The 15,982-nt window shown below is 61.0% G+C and carries 21 protein-coding genes; 3 read left to right on the plus strand and 18 right to left on the minus strand.

The genetic code is table 11. The annotated features are described in order from the left end of the window. Position 1: 1 nt before the first annotated feature. A complete protein-coding gene (locus HJB84_RS09865; RefSeq protein ID WP_207581206.1) occupies positions 2–355 on the minus strand; it encodes a DUF1428 domain-containing protein in 354 nt (117 codons plus the stop codon). Positions 356–622: 267 nt separating this feature from the next. Between HJB84_RS09865 and HJB84_RS09870 the strand changes: the two genes are divergently transcribed. Continuing rightward, the gene (locus tag HJB84_RS09870; RefSeq protein ID WP_221115828.1) at positions 623–1,108 is read left to right on the plus strand and encodes a hypothetical protein; all 486 of its coding nucleotides are present in this window, start codon (positions 623–625) and stop codon (positions 1,106–1,108) included. A 70-nt stretch (positions 1,109–1,178) separates the two neighbouring features. Then, positions 1,179–1,529 carry a YidB family protein gene (locus tag HJB84_RS09875; RefSeq protein WP_207581208.1) on the plus strand — a complete coding sequence of 117 codons (351 nt, stop codon included), beginning with the start codon at positions 1,179–1,181 and terminating at the stop codon, positions 1,527–1,529. A gap of 46 nt (positions 1,530–1,575) precedes the next feature. Here HJB84_RS09875 and HJB84_RS09880 read toward each other — a convergent pair whose 3' ends face one another. The 3 genes from HJB84_RS09880 to HJB84_RS09890 form a co-directional block, all read right to left on the minus strand. Next, positions 1,576–2,244, minus strand: coding sequence for a DUF922 domain-containing Zn-dependent protease (locus tag HJB84_RS09880; RefSeq protein WP_221115829.1), 669 nt, complete (start codon positions 2,242–2,244; stop codon positions 1,576–1,578). A gap of 3 nt (positions 2,245–2,247) precedes the next feature. Continuing rightward, complete coding sequence (locus HJB84_RS09885) at positions 2,248–3,468, minus strand: MFS transporter (RefSeq protein WP_207581210.1); 1,221 nt, start codon at positions 3,466–3,468, stop codon at positions 2,248–2,250. Between the two features lie 164 nt (positions 3,469–3,632). Next, complete coding sequence (locus tag HJB84_RS09890; protein WP_221115830.1) at positions 3,633–4,352, minus strand: Crp/Fnr family transcriptional regulator; 720 nt, start codon at positions 4,350–4,352, stop codon at positions 3,633–3,635. A gap of 130 nt (positions 4,353–4,482) precedes the next feature. Between HJB84_RS09890 and HJB84_RS09895 the strand changes: the two genes are divergently transcribed. Then, complete coding sequence (locus HJB84_RS09895; protein WP_207581212.1) at positions 4,483–4,728, plus strand: DUF6894 family protein; 246 nt, start codon at positions 4,483–4,485, stop codon at positions 4,726–4,728. 213 nt (positions 4,729–4,941) lie between these two features. Here HJB84_RS09895 and HJB84_RS09900 read toward each other — a convergent pair whose 3' ends face one another. The 14 genes from HJB84_RS09900 to tdh form a co-directional block, all read right to left on the minus strand. Continuing rightward, complete coding sequence (locus HJB84_RS09900) at positions 4,942–5,175, minus strand: DUF6894 family protein (RefSeq protein WP_221115831.1); 234 nt, start codon at positions 5,173–5,175, stop codon at positions 4,942–4,944. Positions 5,176–5,236: 61 nt separating this feature from the next. Then, a complete protein-coding gene (locus tag HJB84_RS09905) occupies positions 5,237–5,635 on the minus strand; it encodes a DUF427 domain-containing protein (protein WP_221115832.1) in 399 nt (132 codons plus the stop codon). 79 nt (positions 5,636–5,714) lie between these two features. Next, a complete protein-coding gene (locus tag HJB84_RS09910) occupies positions 5,715–6,407 on the minus strand; it encodes a B3/4 domain-containing protein (protein WP_221115833.1) in 693 nt (230 codons plus the stop codon). Between the two features lie 3 nt (positions 6,408–6,410). Beyond that, positions 6,411–7,310: a DMT family transporter gene (locus HJB84_RS09915; RefSeq protein WP_221115834.1), complete on the minus strand. Its 900-nt coding sequence runs from the start codon at positions 7,308–7,310 to the stop codon at positions 6,411–6,413. A gap of 79 nt (positions 7,311–7,389) precedes the next feature. Continuing rightward, entirely contained in the window at positions 7,390–8,196 is an 807-nt protein-coding gene (locus HJB84_RS09920; RefSeq protein ID WP_207581217.1) for an AraC family transcriptional regulator, read from the minus strand. Between the two features lie 62 nt (positions 8,197–8,258). Next, on the minus strand, positions 8,259–9,047 hold the full coding sequence (locus tag HJB84_RS09925) for an APH(3') family aminoglycoside O-phosphotransferase (RefSeq protein WP_207581218.1): 789 nt from the start codon (positions 9,045–9,047) through the stop codon (positions 8,259–8,261). Beyond that, on the minus strand, positions 9,044–9,205 hold the full coding sequence (locus tag HJB84_RS09930) for a hypothetical protein (RefSeq protein ID WP_207581219.1): 162 nt from the start codon (positions 9,203–9,205) through the stop codon (positions 9,044–9,046). Before HJB84_RS09930 ends, HJB84_RS09925 begins: the two co-directional genes overlap by 4 nt. Before the next feature lie 96 nt (positions 9,206–9,301). Further along, positions 9,302–10,420, minus strand: coding sequence for a DUF930 domain-containing protein (locus HJB84_RS09935; protein WP_221115835.1), 1,119 nt, complete (start codon positions 10,418–10,420; stop codon positions 9,302–9,304). 36 nt (positions 10,421–10,456) lie between these two features. Further along, positions 10,457–11,176, minus strand: coding sequence for a DUF930 domain-containing protein (locus HJB84_RS09940; RefSeq protein ID WP_221115836.1), 720 nt, complete (start codon positions 11,174–11,176; stop codon positions 10,457–10,459). Between the two features lie 178 nt (positions 11,177–11,354). Beyond that, complete coding sequence (locus tag HJB84_RS09945) at positions 11,355–11,648, minus strand: GYD domain-containing protein (protein ID WP_064839863.1); 294 nt, start codon at positions 11,646–11,648, stop codon at positions 11,355–11,357. A gap of 207 nt (positions 11,649–11,855) precedes the next feature. Next, positions 11,856–13,913 carry an RNA polymerase sigma factor RpoD gene (rpoD, locus tag HJB84_RS09950; RefSeq protein ID WP_207581222.1) on the minus strand — a complete coding sequence of 686 codons (2,058 nt, stop codon included), beginning with the start codon at positions 13,911–13,913 and terminating at the stop codon, positions 11,856–11,858. Between the two features lie 88 nt (positions 13,914–14,001). After that, positions 14,002–14,298 (minus strand): hypothetical protein, encoded by a 297-nt coding sequence (locus HJB84_RS09955; RefSeq protein ID WP_221115837.1) that lies wholly within the window; start codon positions 14,296–14,298, stop codon positions 14,002–14,004. A gap of 84 nt (positions 14,299–14,382) precedes the next feature. Then, positions 14,383–14,730, minus strand: coding sequence for a GFA family protein (locus tag HJB84_RS09960; RefSeq protein WP_221115838.1), 348 nt, complete (start codon positions 14,728–14,730; stop codon positions 14,383–14,385). 10 nt (positions 14,731–14,740) lie between these two features. Continuing rightward, a complete protein-coding gene (gene tdh, locus HJB84_RS09965; RefSeq protein ID WP_207581225.1) occupies positions 14,741–15,778 on the minus strand; it encodes an L-threonine 3-dehydrogenase in 1,038 nt (345 codons plus the stop codon). Between the last annotated feature and the right edge of the window lie 204 nt (positions 15,779–15,982).

Genomic DNA, 15,982 nt, shown 5'->3' on the forward strand with positions numbered 1-15,982 from the left:
ATCAGAGCCTGAGCAGCGTCTCGAAGCCGCCATAGATCATCCGCTTGCCATCGAACGGCATCTGCCATTGGTCGCCTTTGAGCCTGGGATCGGCCATCACCTTGGCATTGATATCGTCGCGCTCCTGCCGCGACCGATAGACAATCCAGGAAAACACCACCACCTCGTCCTCTTTGGCTTGCACGGCGCGAGGAAAGGAGGTCAGCGTGCCATAGGGCACGTCGTCGCCGATGCATTCGACATATTCGAGCGCGCCATATTCCTTCCAGATCGACCCGGCGAAGGCCGAGAATTCCTTATAGGCTTCGATATTCTCCTTCGGCACCGCCACGATGAAACCATCGACATAGGACATTGCACGCCTCCTCCATCTATCTCACGCTGACGGGAGAAATAGGAGACCAGTCGGGTAGTTCCAGACCGACCGACCGTTCACCCGATCGAAAGCGGGCTGGCAACACGGCTGTATCGAAATTTACTGATTTATTCTCCACTTATATAATGAACGCCTAAAATTTGACAGTATTGCTCCGCGATCTAATGTTACCTGACAGCACCCGCCTACGCGGCGTGTGCCCGCGTTCAGGCGTCGACATCAATACAGCTCTTGGAGGATGTATTCATGATCAAACTTGCTTCTATCGGAACAGCCGTCGCCCTTGGTATCGGAGCATTTACCTTCGCGTCTCACGCGAATGCGCTGACGATGAACGAATGCAGCGCCAAATACAAAGCGGCACAAGCGGCCAACAGCCTGAATGGAATGAAGTGGAACGATTTCCGTAAGGCGCAGTGCGGAACCGATGCCGCGGCAGCACCTGCGGCCACAGCACCTGCTGCGGGCGATGCCAAGAACGAAGAGCCGACGATGGCCAATACGGACAATGCATCCGAACCGCCGGCAACCACGACCAAGGCTCCGAAGGGCGTGGTCTTCCCCACCAAGGTCTCGGCGAAATACGCAAGCGAGACCCCGGGTAAGGCGAGAATGCATACCTGTCTCGAGCAATACAAAACCGACAAGGCCAATGACAGCCTGGGCGGCCTCACCTGGATCAAGAAGGGCGGCGGCTATTACAGCATCTGCAACAGCAAACTCAAGTCCTGACGTCTTTTCGCTCGGCTATCACAGGCGTCGCCACGCGGCGGCGCCGATCACGATCTACACGGAGGATGCGATGAGTCTCTTTGATAATTTGGGCGGCATGCTGAGCAAGGCGATCAGCAACCATCCGGGCGGCCTCGGCGGACTGATGTCCGATGCCTTTTCCCAATTCGGCGGCCTGGACGGCGTGGTGACGAAACTGAACGACGCCGGCCTCGGGTCGCGTGTCAATTCCTGGCTCGGGCGTGGCGAAAACCAGCCGATCACCCCAGACGAAATCCGTTCCGCACTCTCGAACGAATATCTCGTCTCGCTTGCGCAGAAGCTTGGCGTGCCGACGGACCAGGTGGCGAATATCCTCGCGCAACACCTGCCGGCCGCGGTCGATCAGGCAAGCCCTGACGGCACGATCCGGACGCCCTGAGTCTCAACACGCCATAGCGGCCTTCCCTTGGCACGCTTCGGCCCGATCAGGGCCCATTGACCAGCTTGAGGATGAGCTGCTGGATATTTCCGCCGTCGCCGAGTTCGATCTTGTCGAAGTCGCGGCCGCTCTGGCGTTGCCTCATGGAAATCTCGCCGAGGCGGCGCGTCAGCTCGATCCGGATCTTCTTGCAGTCGGGATCATCGGCGACGGTGAGGCCGATGCTCATCGCCTCGATTTCCCAGACCATCGCCTTGATGGTGTCGCCATGCACCCGCTCATGGGCGTACACGCCCGTAATGAAGGCATCCCAGCTGCTTCTAACGGCAGGCGCCAGCGCTGCCGATGGCTTCGGCAGCGTATAGGTGATGATGAGCTTCGGCCGGTTGGTGATGATGACGCAGGCATTGCCCTGCGGTTCGTATTTCCGGGTCCATGTCAGCTTGAACGTCGTATGCGCGATCGCCCGGCTCGCGCCGGCTTCAGGCCCCCGCGCCCCGATCGATTCGTAGAGTTCGGCGCCGGTCGTTCCCGATATCGAATAGGGCCGCACCTCTTCCACAGCCTGCCAATCGGCCAGCGCCACGACCGGCGCCGATGCGAACACGGTCGCGAGCACACAGGATAGAAAAACTTTCGTCACGCGCGGTCCCCGCCGAATAATGTTTCGGGCGAACCTAACGGCGGCCGCCGCTGCTTTCAACGCACCAGCCATGCATCAGCCCTGCAGCGTCTTGACCTTGGTCAGGTCGGGGAAGAGCCGCACCCACAGGAGCACGACGATAACAGTGCCGAGCCCGCCGACGATGCCGGTGGCGACGGGACCGAGGGCTGCCGCCATCATGCCGGATTCGAATTCGCCGAGCTGGTTGGAGGTGCCGATGAACAGCGAGTTGACGGCGCTGACGCGGCCCCGCATCTCGTCCGGCGTCAGAAGCTGCACCAGCGAGCTGCGCACGACGACGCTGACCGTATCGGACGCGCCGACGACGAGCAGTGCGGCGACGGAAAGCGCGATATTGGTGGAGAGTGCAAAGACGATGGTGGCGACGCCGAATACCGCAACGGCGGCAAGCATTTTGCGCCCAACATTGCTTTCGAGCGGCCGGCGGGCCAGCACGATCGACATGGCGAGCGCGCCGACCGCCGGTGCGGCGCGCAAGAAGCCCAGTCCCCAGGGGCCGGCATGCAGGATATCGCTGGCAAACATCGGCAGCAGCGCGGTTGCGCCACCGAGCAGCACTGCGAAGAGATCGAGCGAGATGGTGCCGAGCATCACCGGCCGGCTGCGGATGAAGGAGACGCCGGCAAAGACCGAGGCAAGCGTCACCGGCTCGCGCTTGGCAGGCGCCCATTGCATGCGGATCGAGATGACGTTGACGCTCGCGACGGCAAAGAGCAGCGCCGACACGGCAAAGGGCGCGACCGGGTTCAGCCCGTAAAGCAGGCCGCCGAGTGACGGGCCGATGATCAGCGCCGTCTGCATCAGCGAAGTGGAGGTTGCGACCGCCTTTTGCAGCATCGAGGCCGGCACGATATTCGGCAGCAGCGCCGCCATGGTCGGCCGCTCGAAGGCGACGACGGCGCCGAGCACCGTGACCGCGACAAGAATGCCGGCTGGCGTCAGCCATTGCTGCCAGGTGGCAACCGCCAGCACCAGCGCCGTCACCGACTCGATCACCTGGCAGACGAGGCCGATGCGCCGCCGGTCGAACCGGTCGGCGACATGGCCGACGACGAAGGTCAGCAGCGCCATCGGCAGGAACTGGCAGAGGCCGACGAGGCCGAGCGCAAACGCGCTATGCGTCTGGTCATAGATCATCCAGCCCATGGCAATGCCGATGGACTGGAATGCAAGCGAGGAAAACACGCGGGAGGCAGCGAAGTTCAGATAGCCTGGGTGGCGAAGAACGCTCCGCGGGCCTTGGGATATGTCCATTGCGATGTCACCGGCCGGCCGCGGCTGCGCCAGCCTTCTTGGGAGTTCTGGGAAGGTCGGAACGGTGTTCTGCCCCGATACGCTGTTTGTCAATCGGAATGCGCTGGCGCGACCCGGTTACGCCATACGGGGCGTCGCATGACGCAAGCTTGATCCCGGGCGCTCTAGCGCGGCTCCCTGTGGATGCTGAGATAGGCGGGATCGAATTCGGCGATTTCCTGCAGGCGCTCCCAATCGACGATGGTGATCGTCCGGTTTTCCCAGGTAAACACCCCCTCGCGCCGCAGCGCCTGCAGCGTCTTGTTCAGATGGACGACGGAAATGCCGAGCACGTCGGCCATCTCGATCTGCGTCAACGGAAACTGGAAGCTGGCGCCCCGCGTCCGCTCGACGACCTGCAAGCGCACGAAAAGCTCGCAGACGAGGTGGGCGATCTGAGCCCGTTTCGAGCGCCGGCCCATGGCGACGATCCATTCCCGGTGAATGGCGCCATCGATCAGCGTATCGAGCCAGAGCAGCCGGGTCAGATGCGGCATGCGCTCGGTGATCGCCCGGAGATCGCCATGATCGGCGAAGGCGACATGACAGGCCGAGAGCGCAACGATGCCGTGATCCATTTTCTTGAGGGGAAAGGCGTGCAGGTCGACGAAGTCGCCGGCGACATGCAGCGCGGTGATCTGGCGGCTGCCATCGGCCATCACCTTGTAGCGCGCGGCGAAACCATCGAGCAGCAGCGTGCTGTAGGGCGGCCGGCTGCCTTCGGCGACAATATCCTCTCCGGCAGCAAAGTGCCGGTCCTTGACCAGGATCGACCTGAGACGGTTTTCCTCCTCGGTCGACAGCACATCGCGGCTTCCAAGGTTGAGCAGCAGGGCTTCAATCACGAGCTCGTCCGTCGAGTTCGAAAGAGGGGATCATGACGATGCGACCTGTATTTTCTATAGGAATCAATGCCTGGCCTCGGGAACAATTGTCTTCATCTGTAATTTCCCCCTGTGACGCACAGGAAAGAACATGGCTCGCTATTTTTTCGATCTGCATAATGGCGAAGGTCCCACACGCGACGAGCACGGCACCGAGCTCAGATCGCGCGAGGACATTTCGAAAGAGGTGACCCGCATCCTGCTGGATGTGGCCCGTGACGAACTGCCTGCGGGTGATCGCGCCGTCATCGCCGTCACCGTTCGCAACGAAAGCGGCGACCCGGTGACGGTTGCCAGTCTCGTCTTCAACAATGAATGGCTCGACGTCTTGCGGTAGCGGCAACGGTTTCAGGGTTGCCGCAGGTCTCCCGCACCAATCCCACTCGGTCGCCGCGACGCTTAGGCTCTTTTTTTATGCATGTCGTTCGCCCGGAACCGCTGCACACCTCCGGGCGACATGCATTAAGACCCGCCTCCACCGCTGGCAATTAAATTTGACATAGTCGCGCCATTGCTCTGACAAACATCGCAAGCAGCATTCCGGCCTCGGCTATTTCGCGATTTCCTCGAGAATCAACCGGATTTCCGCTAGCGGCCGCCGGCTTTCGTCGAAGAGTTCCACCGACAGCATGTTCAGAGGTTCCGACGGCAGGCCTTCGGCGGCCATTTCGGCGAGCACGCGCCGCGCCTCCGCTTTGGCGGCCTCGATGGAGGCGAATTCATATCCGGTCTCAGTCGCCCCGACACCATCACGATCGAGGAGCTCAAAGTAGAATTTAGGCACGACACATCCCCTGCTAGAACAAGCTAACGATCCCGCGGGCAACATGTTCCGACTGCCGTGATCAGAAGGTGCCGGCTTCCGGTGAAGCCATTTCCTCGATGCCGTCGACCCGGTCGGGATAGAAGGCGAGATGGCCCTTGATATTGCTGACCGCGGCATTCGGCGCCTCGTACGTCCAGACGGCATTCTTCGACCGATCGCCGCCCGCAATGATACTGTAATAGGCGGCATCGCCCTTATAGGGGCAATGGCTGGTATGGTCGGTGCGCTGCAGCAGCGCCATGTCCACATCCTTGCGCGGAATATACTGCACCGGCGGATAGGAGGCTTCGCGAAGCGTCAGCGCATCGTGGCTATCGGCAATCACCTTGCCGTCAAGCGTGACGACGACGCGGGAGGGATTGTGTTCTACGGTGATCGGATGATCCGGCCCCGGGATCTTGATCGATTTGTCTGACATAGGGTTCGCCTCCAGGAAATGTCGATGCCGTGGAGATAGGGTGGGCATGCGGTTCGTCCAAGGCCTGAAACGCCGGCATCTAGAATTCGAAAAGCGGTGATCTCAGGCTCAGCATCACCGTTTTCGGCGCCGCCGGCCAGTGACGTGTCAGTGCATCCGCGAGCGTTTCGATCAGCGTGCCGATATCCTCGGCCGCGGAGGCATGCAGGGCCTCGGCAACGATCAGCACCGAGTGCGTCGTCTGCCGCACCGCCGAAAGCCCGCTCTGCCGGTTCGTCCAGCGCCGAGCATGCGCCCTCTCCGCACTGTCTGCGAAAATCACTTCGTTCGGTTCCGGATGTTCGATTTCGCCGCCGAAGGTAAGATAGGTCTCGTGGCCCCCGGCTCGCCGGACCTCGAGATCATCAGTGATCTTCTCGGTGTCGAAGACGGCAATCGGAATGGCGAAGGCGAGCGAAATCGCATTGCAGAGATCGATCAGCGGATGCAGGCGCGGCAGGCCATGCTCCTGGCGGAAGCGGCGCAGCAGCGCTTCGGAGGCCGAGCGATATTGCGTCGGCTTCAGCCCCATTCGGGAAAAACCGCGCCGCCACGCCTGAATTTCAGGAAACTCGCCTTCCGGCGCTGCGGCCAGCCGGGCCTCGGCAATCGCGCCGAAGCTGGCGATCGCCGCCTCGACATCAGCATCCGCATGGATACTTTCCACATGAAGCGCACCGGCGCGAAGCTCCGGAAAGTCCTGCCAGATGGAATCGGAATGACGGAATTGCATGGCCTATCTCCCTCCGGATATTTTCAGCGCCACCCGGCTGTCGGCAAGGGCAAGCCCGAGCACGGCCGCCAGCACGCAGGCGATGCCGGCGATCTGGTTGAGCCCGATCGGCTCGCCGAGGAAGAGGAAAGCCAGCATGACGGCGGAAACCGGCGCGAGCGCCGTGAAGAGCGCGGCTTCCGTGCCGCTTACCCTTGCCGCACCGGCATACCAGAGCAGGAAGCCGCCGACGGTCGGCACCAGCGCATAATAAACGACGGCAACGACAGCGCCTGCGGAAATCCCCGGCGCGAAAGGCGCTTCGAACATCGCGGGTATGGCGGCGATGATGAGGCCGATACCGGCCATCAGCGTCGACTGGACAAGCGGCGCGATCTCCGCCCTCAGCCTTTTGTTCAGCAGGATGAACAGCCCCTCGCAGACGACGGCGCAGAAGATCAGCGCATTGCCGGAGAATGATCCGCCTGAAGCATCCGGGCTGAAGGCGATCGAACACACGCCTGCCGTCGCCAGCGCCACGGCAACAAGCAGAGCAGGCTTCGGCCGCTCGCCAAGCAGCAGGATGGAAATACCAGCCGACACCACCGGCAGCGTGCCGATGATCACGCCGGCATCGGCCGCCGAGGTCAGGCTGAGGCCGGAAATCAGCAGCGTCGTATAACCGACGCTGCCGGCGCCAGCCTGAATGGCGAGGATCAGACAATCTTCCTTAGAGAGTTTCGGCAGCCGCGCGCCGGTCAGGCGCATTGCCGCCAGCAAGATGGGAAAAGCCAGCGCGAAGCGCAACGCCGTGGCGCTGAACGGCGCCACGCCGGACGCAATCAGCTTGCTGGCGATCACCGTGCTTCCCACCGTCAGCATGGCCAGCCCCAGATAGAGATACCCTTGAACCTGTCTCGACATTCAGCGCCTCCTGTTGGAAGCGCCGAGAAAACAGCAAGGACGTGTCCGGGTCTTGAACGAAATTGCAGGCGGGGGATCTTTAGAGAAAGCCGCCGGCATAAAGGCTGGGCGACAGGCCGTATTTGCGCACGAAAACCCGCGTCATGTGGCTCTGATCGGCAAAGCCGCTGGCAAAGGCGGCTTCCGCAAGCGGCGTTCCCTGAGCGATCAGCCGCCGGGCGATATGAATGCGGGCCTGGACGAGATAGGCATGCGGCGTCAATCCCGTCGCCTTGGCAAAACCGCGCAGCACCTGGAAACGGCTGAGCCCGCTTTCCTCGGCGAGATCGGTCAGCGAGACCGCAGCAAGAGGATCGTCATCGATCAGCTCCCGCGCCGCACGGATCGACGCCGGCACCGGCGGCCGCTCTGCGCTACAGCCGCGCTCGCACATGACATCGGCGACGAGCTGCAGAAGCAATTGCTCTGTGAGCAGCCCATCCGCCGCCCTAGCCCCGGTCACCACGCCAAACAAAGCTTCGAAGCGGGCGGCGATCGCCGCATTGCGGATGACCGGGTAAGGGATTTCCTGCCGCCCTGCCCCACCCTCGTCGATCTCGCGCGACAGGCCGGCAACGATCTCGGGATCGAAATAGAGGATGCGCCACGATCGCCCTTCGCCGATCGGCGCGCCATCATGCACCTCGTTCGGATTGACCGTGATGATATCACCGGCCTCGGCCTCCACCACGCCACGGCCGCTGAGCGATTTCTGCGCCCCTGATGAGACGAGGCCGATGCCGAACTGCTCATGCGTGTGCCGGGAGAAACTGTGATGCGTTTCCGCTTCCACCGCTTCGACGCCCGCCAGCGCCGAGCGCAGCATCCTGAATTGGGTTTTTGCCATCATCTGCCCGCAGGTCCGATCGCAGGCCACTCTGCCAGCCGCAGAGCATTGACGCAATCGACCTAGAAGAACTCGTCGAGCAGCTGATAATAATCGAGCCTGGCCGGATCTGTGGCCGGTATGCCGTATCGATCGAGGAAGGGCTGCACCAGCGCCTCGCCGAAATTATAGGCGATGCTGCGGCAGGCGAGCGCGATATCCTGATAGCGGTCGGCGACACCAAGCCGGCTGCAGTCGATATAGCCGGAAAAACCCTCTGCCGAAGCGATGAAATTCGGCAGGCAGGCATCGCCATGGGTGACGACGAGATCCTCGCGGTCCGGCCTTCTGCTCTCAAGCTCGGCAAACAGCGCCTGGGCACTTTTTCCAAGCCGCGCCTCGCCGAAATCGGTCTCGTCGACGATGCCGGCCTGCATCCGCGCTTTCGCCACCGCAATGCGGCTCTCCAGCCGGTGATCGAAGGGGCAGAATGCGATCGGCAGGCGATGCAGGTCGAGAAGGGCCGCCGCCAGCAGTTCGACCCGTGCCAACGGCGTCAGTGTCGATGCGCTGGCAAGATCACTCCCCGCCAGCGCGCTGATCAGCAGCCGGTTGCGCTCGCCATCGCTCTCATGGGCGATCACCGCAGGGCATGGCAGACCGCAGCCCCTGAGCCAGCTGAGCCGCGTTGCTTCATCGGCAAGCTCGCCGAATGGCCCCATCGCCTCGCCCTTAAGGTAGAGGACCGGCAAGCCCTCACCTTCCAATCGGAAGACGCTTGCTGCGGAACGACCAAGCGCATCCCGCTCCATCCGGTAGCCGGACAGCCGTGCCCCAAGCGATCCAGCCGGCAATCTTTCAGAAAATGTCAATGAATGGTGCCGGCAGGCGCGGCTTCCAGAAGGATTTCGAACGCCTCTTCCAGAGCCGCCACCAGAATATCGGTCAGCTCGTCGCCCTTGTTCTCCAGGAACAGTGCGCTCACGGCTTCATCCTGACGCTCAAGAAAATTCTCGATCTCGTTCGACATATCATTGTCCTCTTCTGCACCGTATCATCACGGCCAGAGGAGAGGCTAGATGCGGTTGCTTGCGTGTAGCTTGTTGCAGTGGCCGAACTCCTCCTGCTAGTCTTCAGGAAAGCGACGGCTTTTCCACTCGCTGCGCGGAACCGAATTTCCGACATCAAACTCGAAGGCTATGACCTTTGTCGCATCATCATCCAATTCACACCTGAATCTGACCTCAAACCATTCATTGCGGCTCTTGAAGGCCCCGCGCCGTGCGTCAAGTACGCTTCCACTTAAGAGCGAGTAGGAAGGTAGCCAACGCGGTTGATATTGCGCAGCCGAATGGATCAGTTGCTGCCTGAGTTCGGTTTGGCAAAGCTGATTGATACGCTCGCCTCGCGGAAGATTGCTGATCGCGGTCTTGATCGTCGGACTGGCGTTGACCTTTTCGGAAAACAGCGTCTTCGCCTTGATCATTTTGTCCGCCTCCTTGGCCTCGACTTTCGGCGGCGTCGAAGGTGCCGGCACCGTTGTGTTCTCGGGCGGCTTCGACTGCTCGAAATTGGTTTTTGCCTGGTCCTGTCCTGTGGCAGCCGGCCCGTTCTTTTCCGGATTAGCCTCAGCAGTCTCGACCTGTGGAAGTTCAATATCTTGAGGCACCGGCGTCGTCGCAGGCATTGTCTCCGAAACTTGCGGCTGTTCGGGCTGCGGCGACTCGACTGGTGCCTCCTCCGGTTTTACATCAGAAATTGGTGGCTTTGATGCTTCCGCCTGCTGCGGCTCTCCCTGTTCCTTTTCCTTTGGCGCAGAATCCTTGTCGGCAAATTCGAGCACCGGACGAAAGGCGCGCGACCTTGGAGGTTCTGCCTGAGGCTTTGCAGTTTCCGACGGAGGGGTCGCTGGTGGTGGTGGCGGAGGTGGTGGTTGCTTCTTCGCCTGTTCCGGCGGCTTCGGCTCCGGTGGCTTTTCCTCGGGTTTGGGCTCCGGCTTTTTCTCCTCCGGCGGCGGAACGAGCTCGACCTTCACGCTCTCGTCTTCGGCAGGCTTCGGCTCGATCTTCGGCAATCCGAAAATGAGGAGCGCGACAAGGGGGACATGCAGAAGCACGGACGCGACGACACCCCAGCGGATTTCAGGCCGCTGTTTTCTCGTTTCGTGCTGCGTTTCCGCCGGTACAACGTCTTCTTCTGTCACAGCAGCGATGTGGCCCCTAAAACCGGCAGCATCAAGCCACAAAAGAAAAAAACCGCGTGATCGCCAGAGCGATTGACGTCATTGGTCGGCCGCCCCGTCATCGGCCACCAGATTGTGCGCCTGCCATTCGCCGTGCGGAATGGCATCGCCGACGAGAAAGGCGAAGGATACGATCTTGCCGGAGGCGGCATCGAACCCGCATTTGAACTGGATGTTGTACCATGCCCTTTTGCTGCGGAAGGCGCCGCCCCTCACCTCGACGCTGTTGGCGCTGACCTTCTCCGGCGTCATCGCATAGGGGGCGAGCGTATCCGGCCGCATCTCCGGCCGCGCGCGGCGTACCTGCTCCAGCGCCTCGAGATCGCAGAGCTGCAGATTGCGCTCGCTGCCGGCAAGGCCACGCAGTGCCTCGTGGGCGCCCCGGCTGCGCGGATCGGCAAGCACTTTGTCGGAAAAAAGCCGGCTTGCCGCGACGAATTCAGCCGGCTTTGGCACCAGTGGAGCGATTGGTGTCACAGAAGGCATTGCCGCAGCAGCCGGATTATTCGCAACCGGCGCATCCCGCTCGGCCTGGGGCTTTGCCTGTTCCGGCGAAGGCGCCTTGACGAGCTCGGGCGTTTTCAGCGATTCCACGGGCTGCGGAACGATCTCCACCGAGAAACCGTCATCGGGCAATGGTGGCGGCTCGGCCTTCGGCAACAACAGCAGAAGAAGCAGGAGCGCAGCGGCATGCAACGCAAACGACGCAGCCGCGCCCCGCTGGATTCCGCCATCCCATTTGCCCGCCGCCAGTTCCATCGGTCAGCAAGCGGCAATCGGACGATCGATGACGATCATGAAACTGAGGAGCGCGTTCATCATGAAGTTTGCCGAAAAATCGGGCCGGTAGCCCTGCCGCGGAATTTGAAGCACGACCTGACACTGCCAGCACAGCCGAAGCCATGCAACAGGCAAAATACACAATCATTAATTGCATTCAGCCGAGCGAGCCGATAAGATCCCGATAGGCCGCTTCCGGGAATGCCTTCAGCGTCTCGGTCCGCACATTGCCGCCCATGGCGAGCGAGAGCGTAAAATGCGCCATCACCGCGTCATCGGGCGCCTCGCAGACGGCAACCATGTCATGCCCGCCCATCGTCAGGAAGAACTGGTTGAAGGAGCCGCCGACGCCGGCGAGCAATTTCTTCGCCGCGTCCAGCCGCTTTGTCGAGTCGCGAACGTTGCGAATGCCCTGATCCGTCCAATCGATCAAAAGAATGTAAGTGGTCACGTCGCACCTCCCAACGGAGGATTGGCCTACGCAAGCCTACGTCGACCTCGTTCGCGCGTCGCGATCGATCCTTCCCCCGTGGGTCGGGATTATAGCCTTGTCACCACTAAGGGACAAGAAAGCCATCGCGATCATTGGTGTTAATCACAAAAGCAAAAGCCGGACATGAAGCCCGGCTTTTCCAATCATAACGGTGTCGTCGAAGTCTTAGCTGTCGAGGAACGAGCGCAGCTTTCTCGAGCGGCTCGGATGCTTGAGTTTGCGCAGCGCCTTCGCTTCGATCTGGCGGATACGTTCGCGGGTGACCGAGAATTGCTGGCCGACTTCTTCGAGCGTGTGGTCGGTGTTCATGCCGATGCCGAAGCGCATGCGCAGAACACGTTCTTCGCGCGGCGTCAGCGAGGCGAGGACACGGGTCGTCGTCTCGCGCAGGTTCGCCTGGATGGCGGCGTCGATCGGCAGCAGTGCGTTCTTGTCCTCGATGAAATCGCCGAGATGCGAATCCTCTTCATCGCCCACCGGGGTTTCGAGCGAGATCGGCTCCTTGGCGATCTTCAGGACCTTGCGGACCTTTTCGAGCGGCATGGCGAGCTTTTCGGCCAGTTCTTCCGGCGTCGGTTCGCGGCCGATTTCATGCAGCATCTGGCGCGAAGTGCGGACGATCTTGTTGATCGTCTCGATCATGTGCACCGGAATGCGGATCGTGCGGGCCTGGTCGGCGATCGAACGGGTGATCGCCTGCCGGATCCACCATGTCGCATAGGTCGAGAACTTGTAACCGCGGCGGTATTCGAACTTGTCGACCGCCTTCATCAGGCCGATATTGCCTTCCTGAATGAGGTCGAGGAACTGCAGGCCGCGGTTCGTATATTTCTTGGCGATGGAGATGACGAGGCGAAGGTTTGCTTCGACCATTTCCTTCTTGGCGATGCGCGCTTCGCGCTCGCCCTTCTGCACCATATGCACGATGCGGCGGAATTCCGAGATCGAAATACCGGTTTCCGTCGCCAGGTTCTGGATCTCCTGGCGGATGTCGCGGATCGTCGTGTTTTCGCCCCTGGCGAATTCCTTCCAGCCGCGGGCGGCCAGATTGCCGATCGACTTCATCCAGTTCGGATCGAGCTCGGCGCCCTGATACTGCTCAAGGAAGGAGTCGCGCTTGACGCCGTAGGATTCGGCCAGACGCAGCAGGCGGCCCTCGTTGGAAACAAGGCGCTTGTTGATATCGTAAAGCTGCTCGACCAAGGCGTCGATGCGGTTCTGGTTCAACGACAGCGACTTGACGGCCTTTATCAGCTCGTCCTTGAGCTCCTTGTAGCGGCGCTCCTGGGCGGTCGACAGCGTGCCGGATGCCGACAGGCGCTGCTCGACCTGCTGGTCCTGCAGCTTGCGCAGCTTCTTGTAGGTCTCGGCGATCGTATCCAGCGTCTCCATCACCTGCGGGCGAAGCTCGGCTTCCATCGCCGCCAGCGAAAGGTTGGATTCGTCCTCGTCCTCTTCCTCCTCCTCGGGGGGCAGGCCCTCGCCGCCGACATCGGTAATGTCGTCGTCGCCGGAGCGGGCGCGGCGGGTCTTTTCCTTCTCTTCAGCGGCCTTGCGGTCGGCCTCGATCTTCTCGGGGCTCTGGAACTGCGGCGCAGCCTTGGCTTCAGGACCGGAATAGGTCGTTTCGAGATCAATGATCTCGCGCAGCAGCGTCGTGCCTTCGTTGAGTTCGTCGCGCCAGATGATGATCGCCTGGAAGGTCAGCGGGCTTTCGCAGAGGCCTGCGATCATCGTTTCGCGGCCGGCCTCGATGCGCTTGGCGATGGCGATTTCGCCCTCGCGGGAAAGAAGCTCCACCGAGCCCATCTCGCGCAGGTACATGCGCACCGGATCATCGGTACGGTCAGTCGGTTCTTTCTTCTTGGCGGTAGCAAGCGCCGTGCCGCTCGAAGGCGCGAGTTCGCCGCCTTCGCTCTCCTCGTCGGAACTGGCGTCGTCATCATCGCCGCCGCTGGAAGCACCGGCTTCCTCGGCTTCTTCGTCCTCGATGACGTTGATGCCCATATCCGAAAGCATCGACATCGTGTCTTCGATCTGCTCGGAAGTGACTTCCTCGGACGGCAGGACAGCATTGAGCTCGTCCATCGTCACATAGCCGCGCTTCTTGGCGGCCTTGATCATCTTCTTGACCGCGTCGTCGGAAAGATCGAGAAGAGGGCCGTCGGTTGCGCTGTCGCGTTCGACTTCCGCGTCTTCGTTCTCTTTGACCTTGGTTGCCATTTATATCGTCGCCTTCCTGACGCTATCCAATCTCGCTGCGGTAATGGGCCGTCTCAGGGCCGGACGCGTCGCTCGCGCCGCCCTCGAATCACCATTGCCCACCTAACGGGATGACATTTAAAGCCTGATTAACCACGATCGCCGGCACCGGACAGCAAAGCTTTCTTGCCTTTGGATTTCCGGCAATGGTTGCGCGATCCGCCTTGACCCAGTTCACCGTTTCAACAAGTCGAACGGTGATTCCCACATTTTTTGCTCTCGTCAAGCTTTTCCACAAAAAAAGCTCACGAAAAATCGGAAAAAGCCTTATCCACAGGCTTTGAACCGCGGCAGCGATTGCGAACCCCTTATTTAAGACGCGGCGAACAAAAGACAAGGGCAGCAAAGATTTTGCGCGCCGCGCCAGTTATTCGCGCTATTTTTGCAGTCCTATCGTTGATCTATTCGCCTCTGTCCGGACGAATCTTTGTTACTTTGCCTCGCCATCATAGGCCGTCACCTTCAGCGCGCCGAGATCGACCGCGGGAATACAGCGCAGATTGATCGAAGCCATCGCCGCACCGTCCGGGGCCACGCCTTCGCCGAACGGCGCGATGCCGCAATTGGCGCAGAAGTGATGCCGGATGACATGCCTGTTGAATGTATAGGTCGAAAGATCGGCTTCGGGTGTCTTCAGCACCAGCTTGTCACGCGGCACGAAGGCCAGAAGCCCGCCCCGCCGCCGGCAGAGCGAACAGTTGCAATCGATAGCCTCGGTGAATTCACCTTCGACCTCGAAAGCGACCTTGCCGCAATGGCAGCTTCCTTCATAGAGCATTTTGTCCTCCTCACATCCAATCCATAACGACTTTGCCGGAGTTGCCCGACCGCATCGCCTCGAAACCGTCGCGAAATTCGCCGATCTTGATACGGTGGGTGATGATCGGCGCAAGGTCGAGACCACCTTGGACGAAGGCGATCATCTTGTACCAGGTCTCGAACATTTCGCGGCCATAGATGCCCTTGAGATTGAGCATCTTGAAGATCACTTTGTTCCAGTCGATCTCGAAGCCCGCCGGCGCAATGCCGAGAATGGCGATTTTGCCGCCATTGTTCATCTTGTCGATCATGTCGCGGAAGGCGGGTGCGGCGCCCGACATTTCAAGCCCGACGTCGAAACCTTCGGTCATGCCGATCGCCTTCATCACATCGGCGAGATTTTCGTTCGATGCGTCGACAACGTGGTCGATCCCGAGCTTGCGCGCCAGCGCCAGCCGGTGCGGATTGATATCGGTGATGACAACCTTGCGGGCGCCGGACCGTTTGGCGACGAGCGCGCCCATGATGCCGATCGGCCCGGCGCCGGTGACGAGCACGTCCTCGCCGACCAGATCGAAGGAAAGCGCGGTATGCACCGCATTGCCGAACGGATCGAAGATCGCGGCGATCTCGTCGGATATATCCTCCGGGATCGCCACGACATTGCTTTCGGGAATGCAGACGAACTCGCCGAACGAACCCGGCCGGTTGACGCCGACGCCGAGCGTGTTGCGGCAGAGATGGCCACGGCCGGCCCGGCAGTTGCGGCACTTGCCGCAGACGATATGGCCCTCGCCGGAAACCCGCTCGCCGACATGATAGCGGGTGACCGCCGAACCGATCTCGGCGATCTCGCCTGAGAATTCATGGCCGACGACCATCGGCACCGGAATGGTCTTCTGCGCCCACTGATCCCAGTTCCAGATATGCACGTCAGTACCGCAGATCGCCGATTTTTTCACCCGGATCAGCACGTCGTTCGGCCCGACCTCCGGCACCGGCACATTCTCCATCCAGAGCCCGACTTCCGCTTTCGACTTGACCAGCGCCTTCATCATGTTCGACATCGACAATATCCCGCCCTTGTTCTGGTTCCGGACCTTGCGACTCCCTCTTCTCCCACCGGGGAGAAGGTGCCCGTAGGGCGGATGAGGGGGCCACACGGCACGCCATGACTTTACTTTGTTTCTCGCTTGCCGCTCGAAACGTCGCTTTGCTCCTCCCCCTCATCTGTCCTGTCGGACATCTTCTCCCCGCTGGGGAGAAGAGGA

The organism is Rhizobium sp. NZLR1b, assembly GCF_019685155.1.
Lineage (GTDB): Bacteria > Pseudomonadota > Alphaproteobacteria > Rhizobiales > Rhizobiaceae > Rhizobium.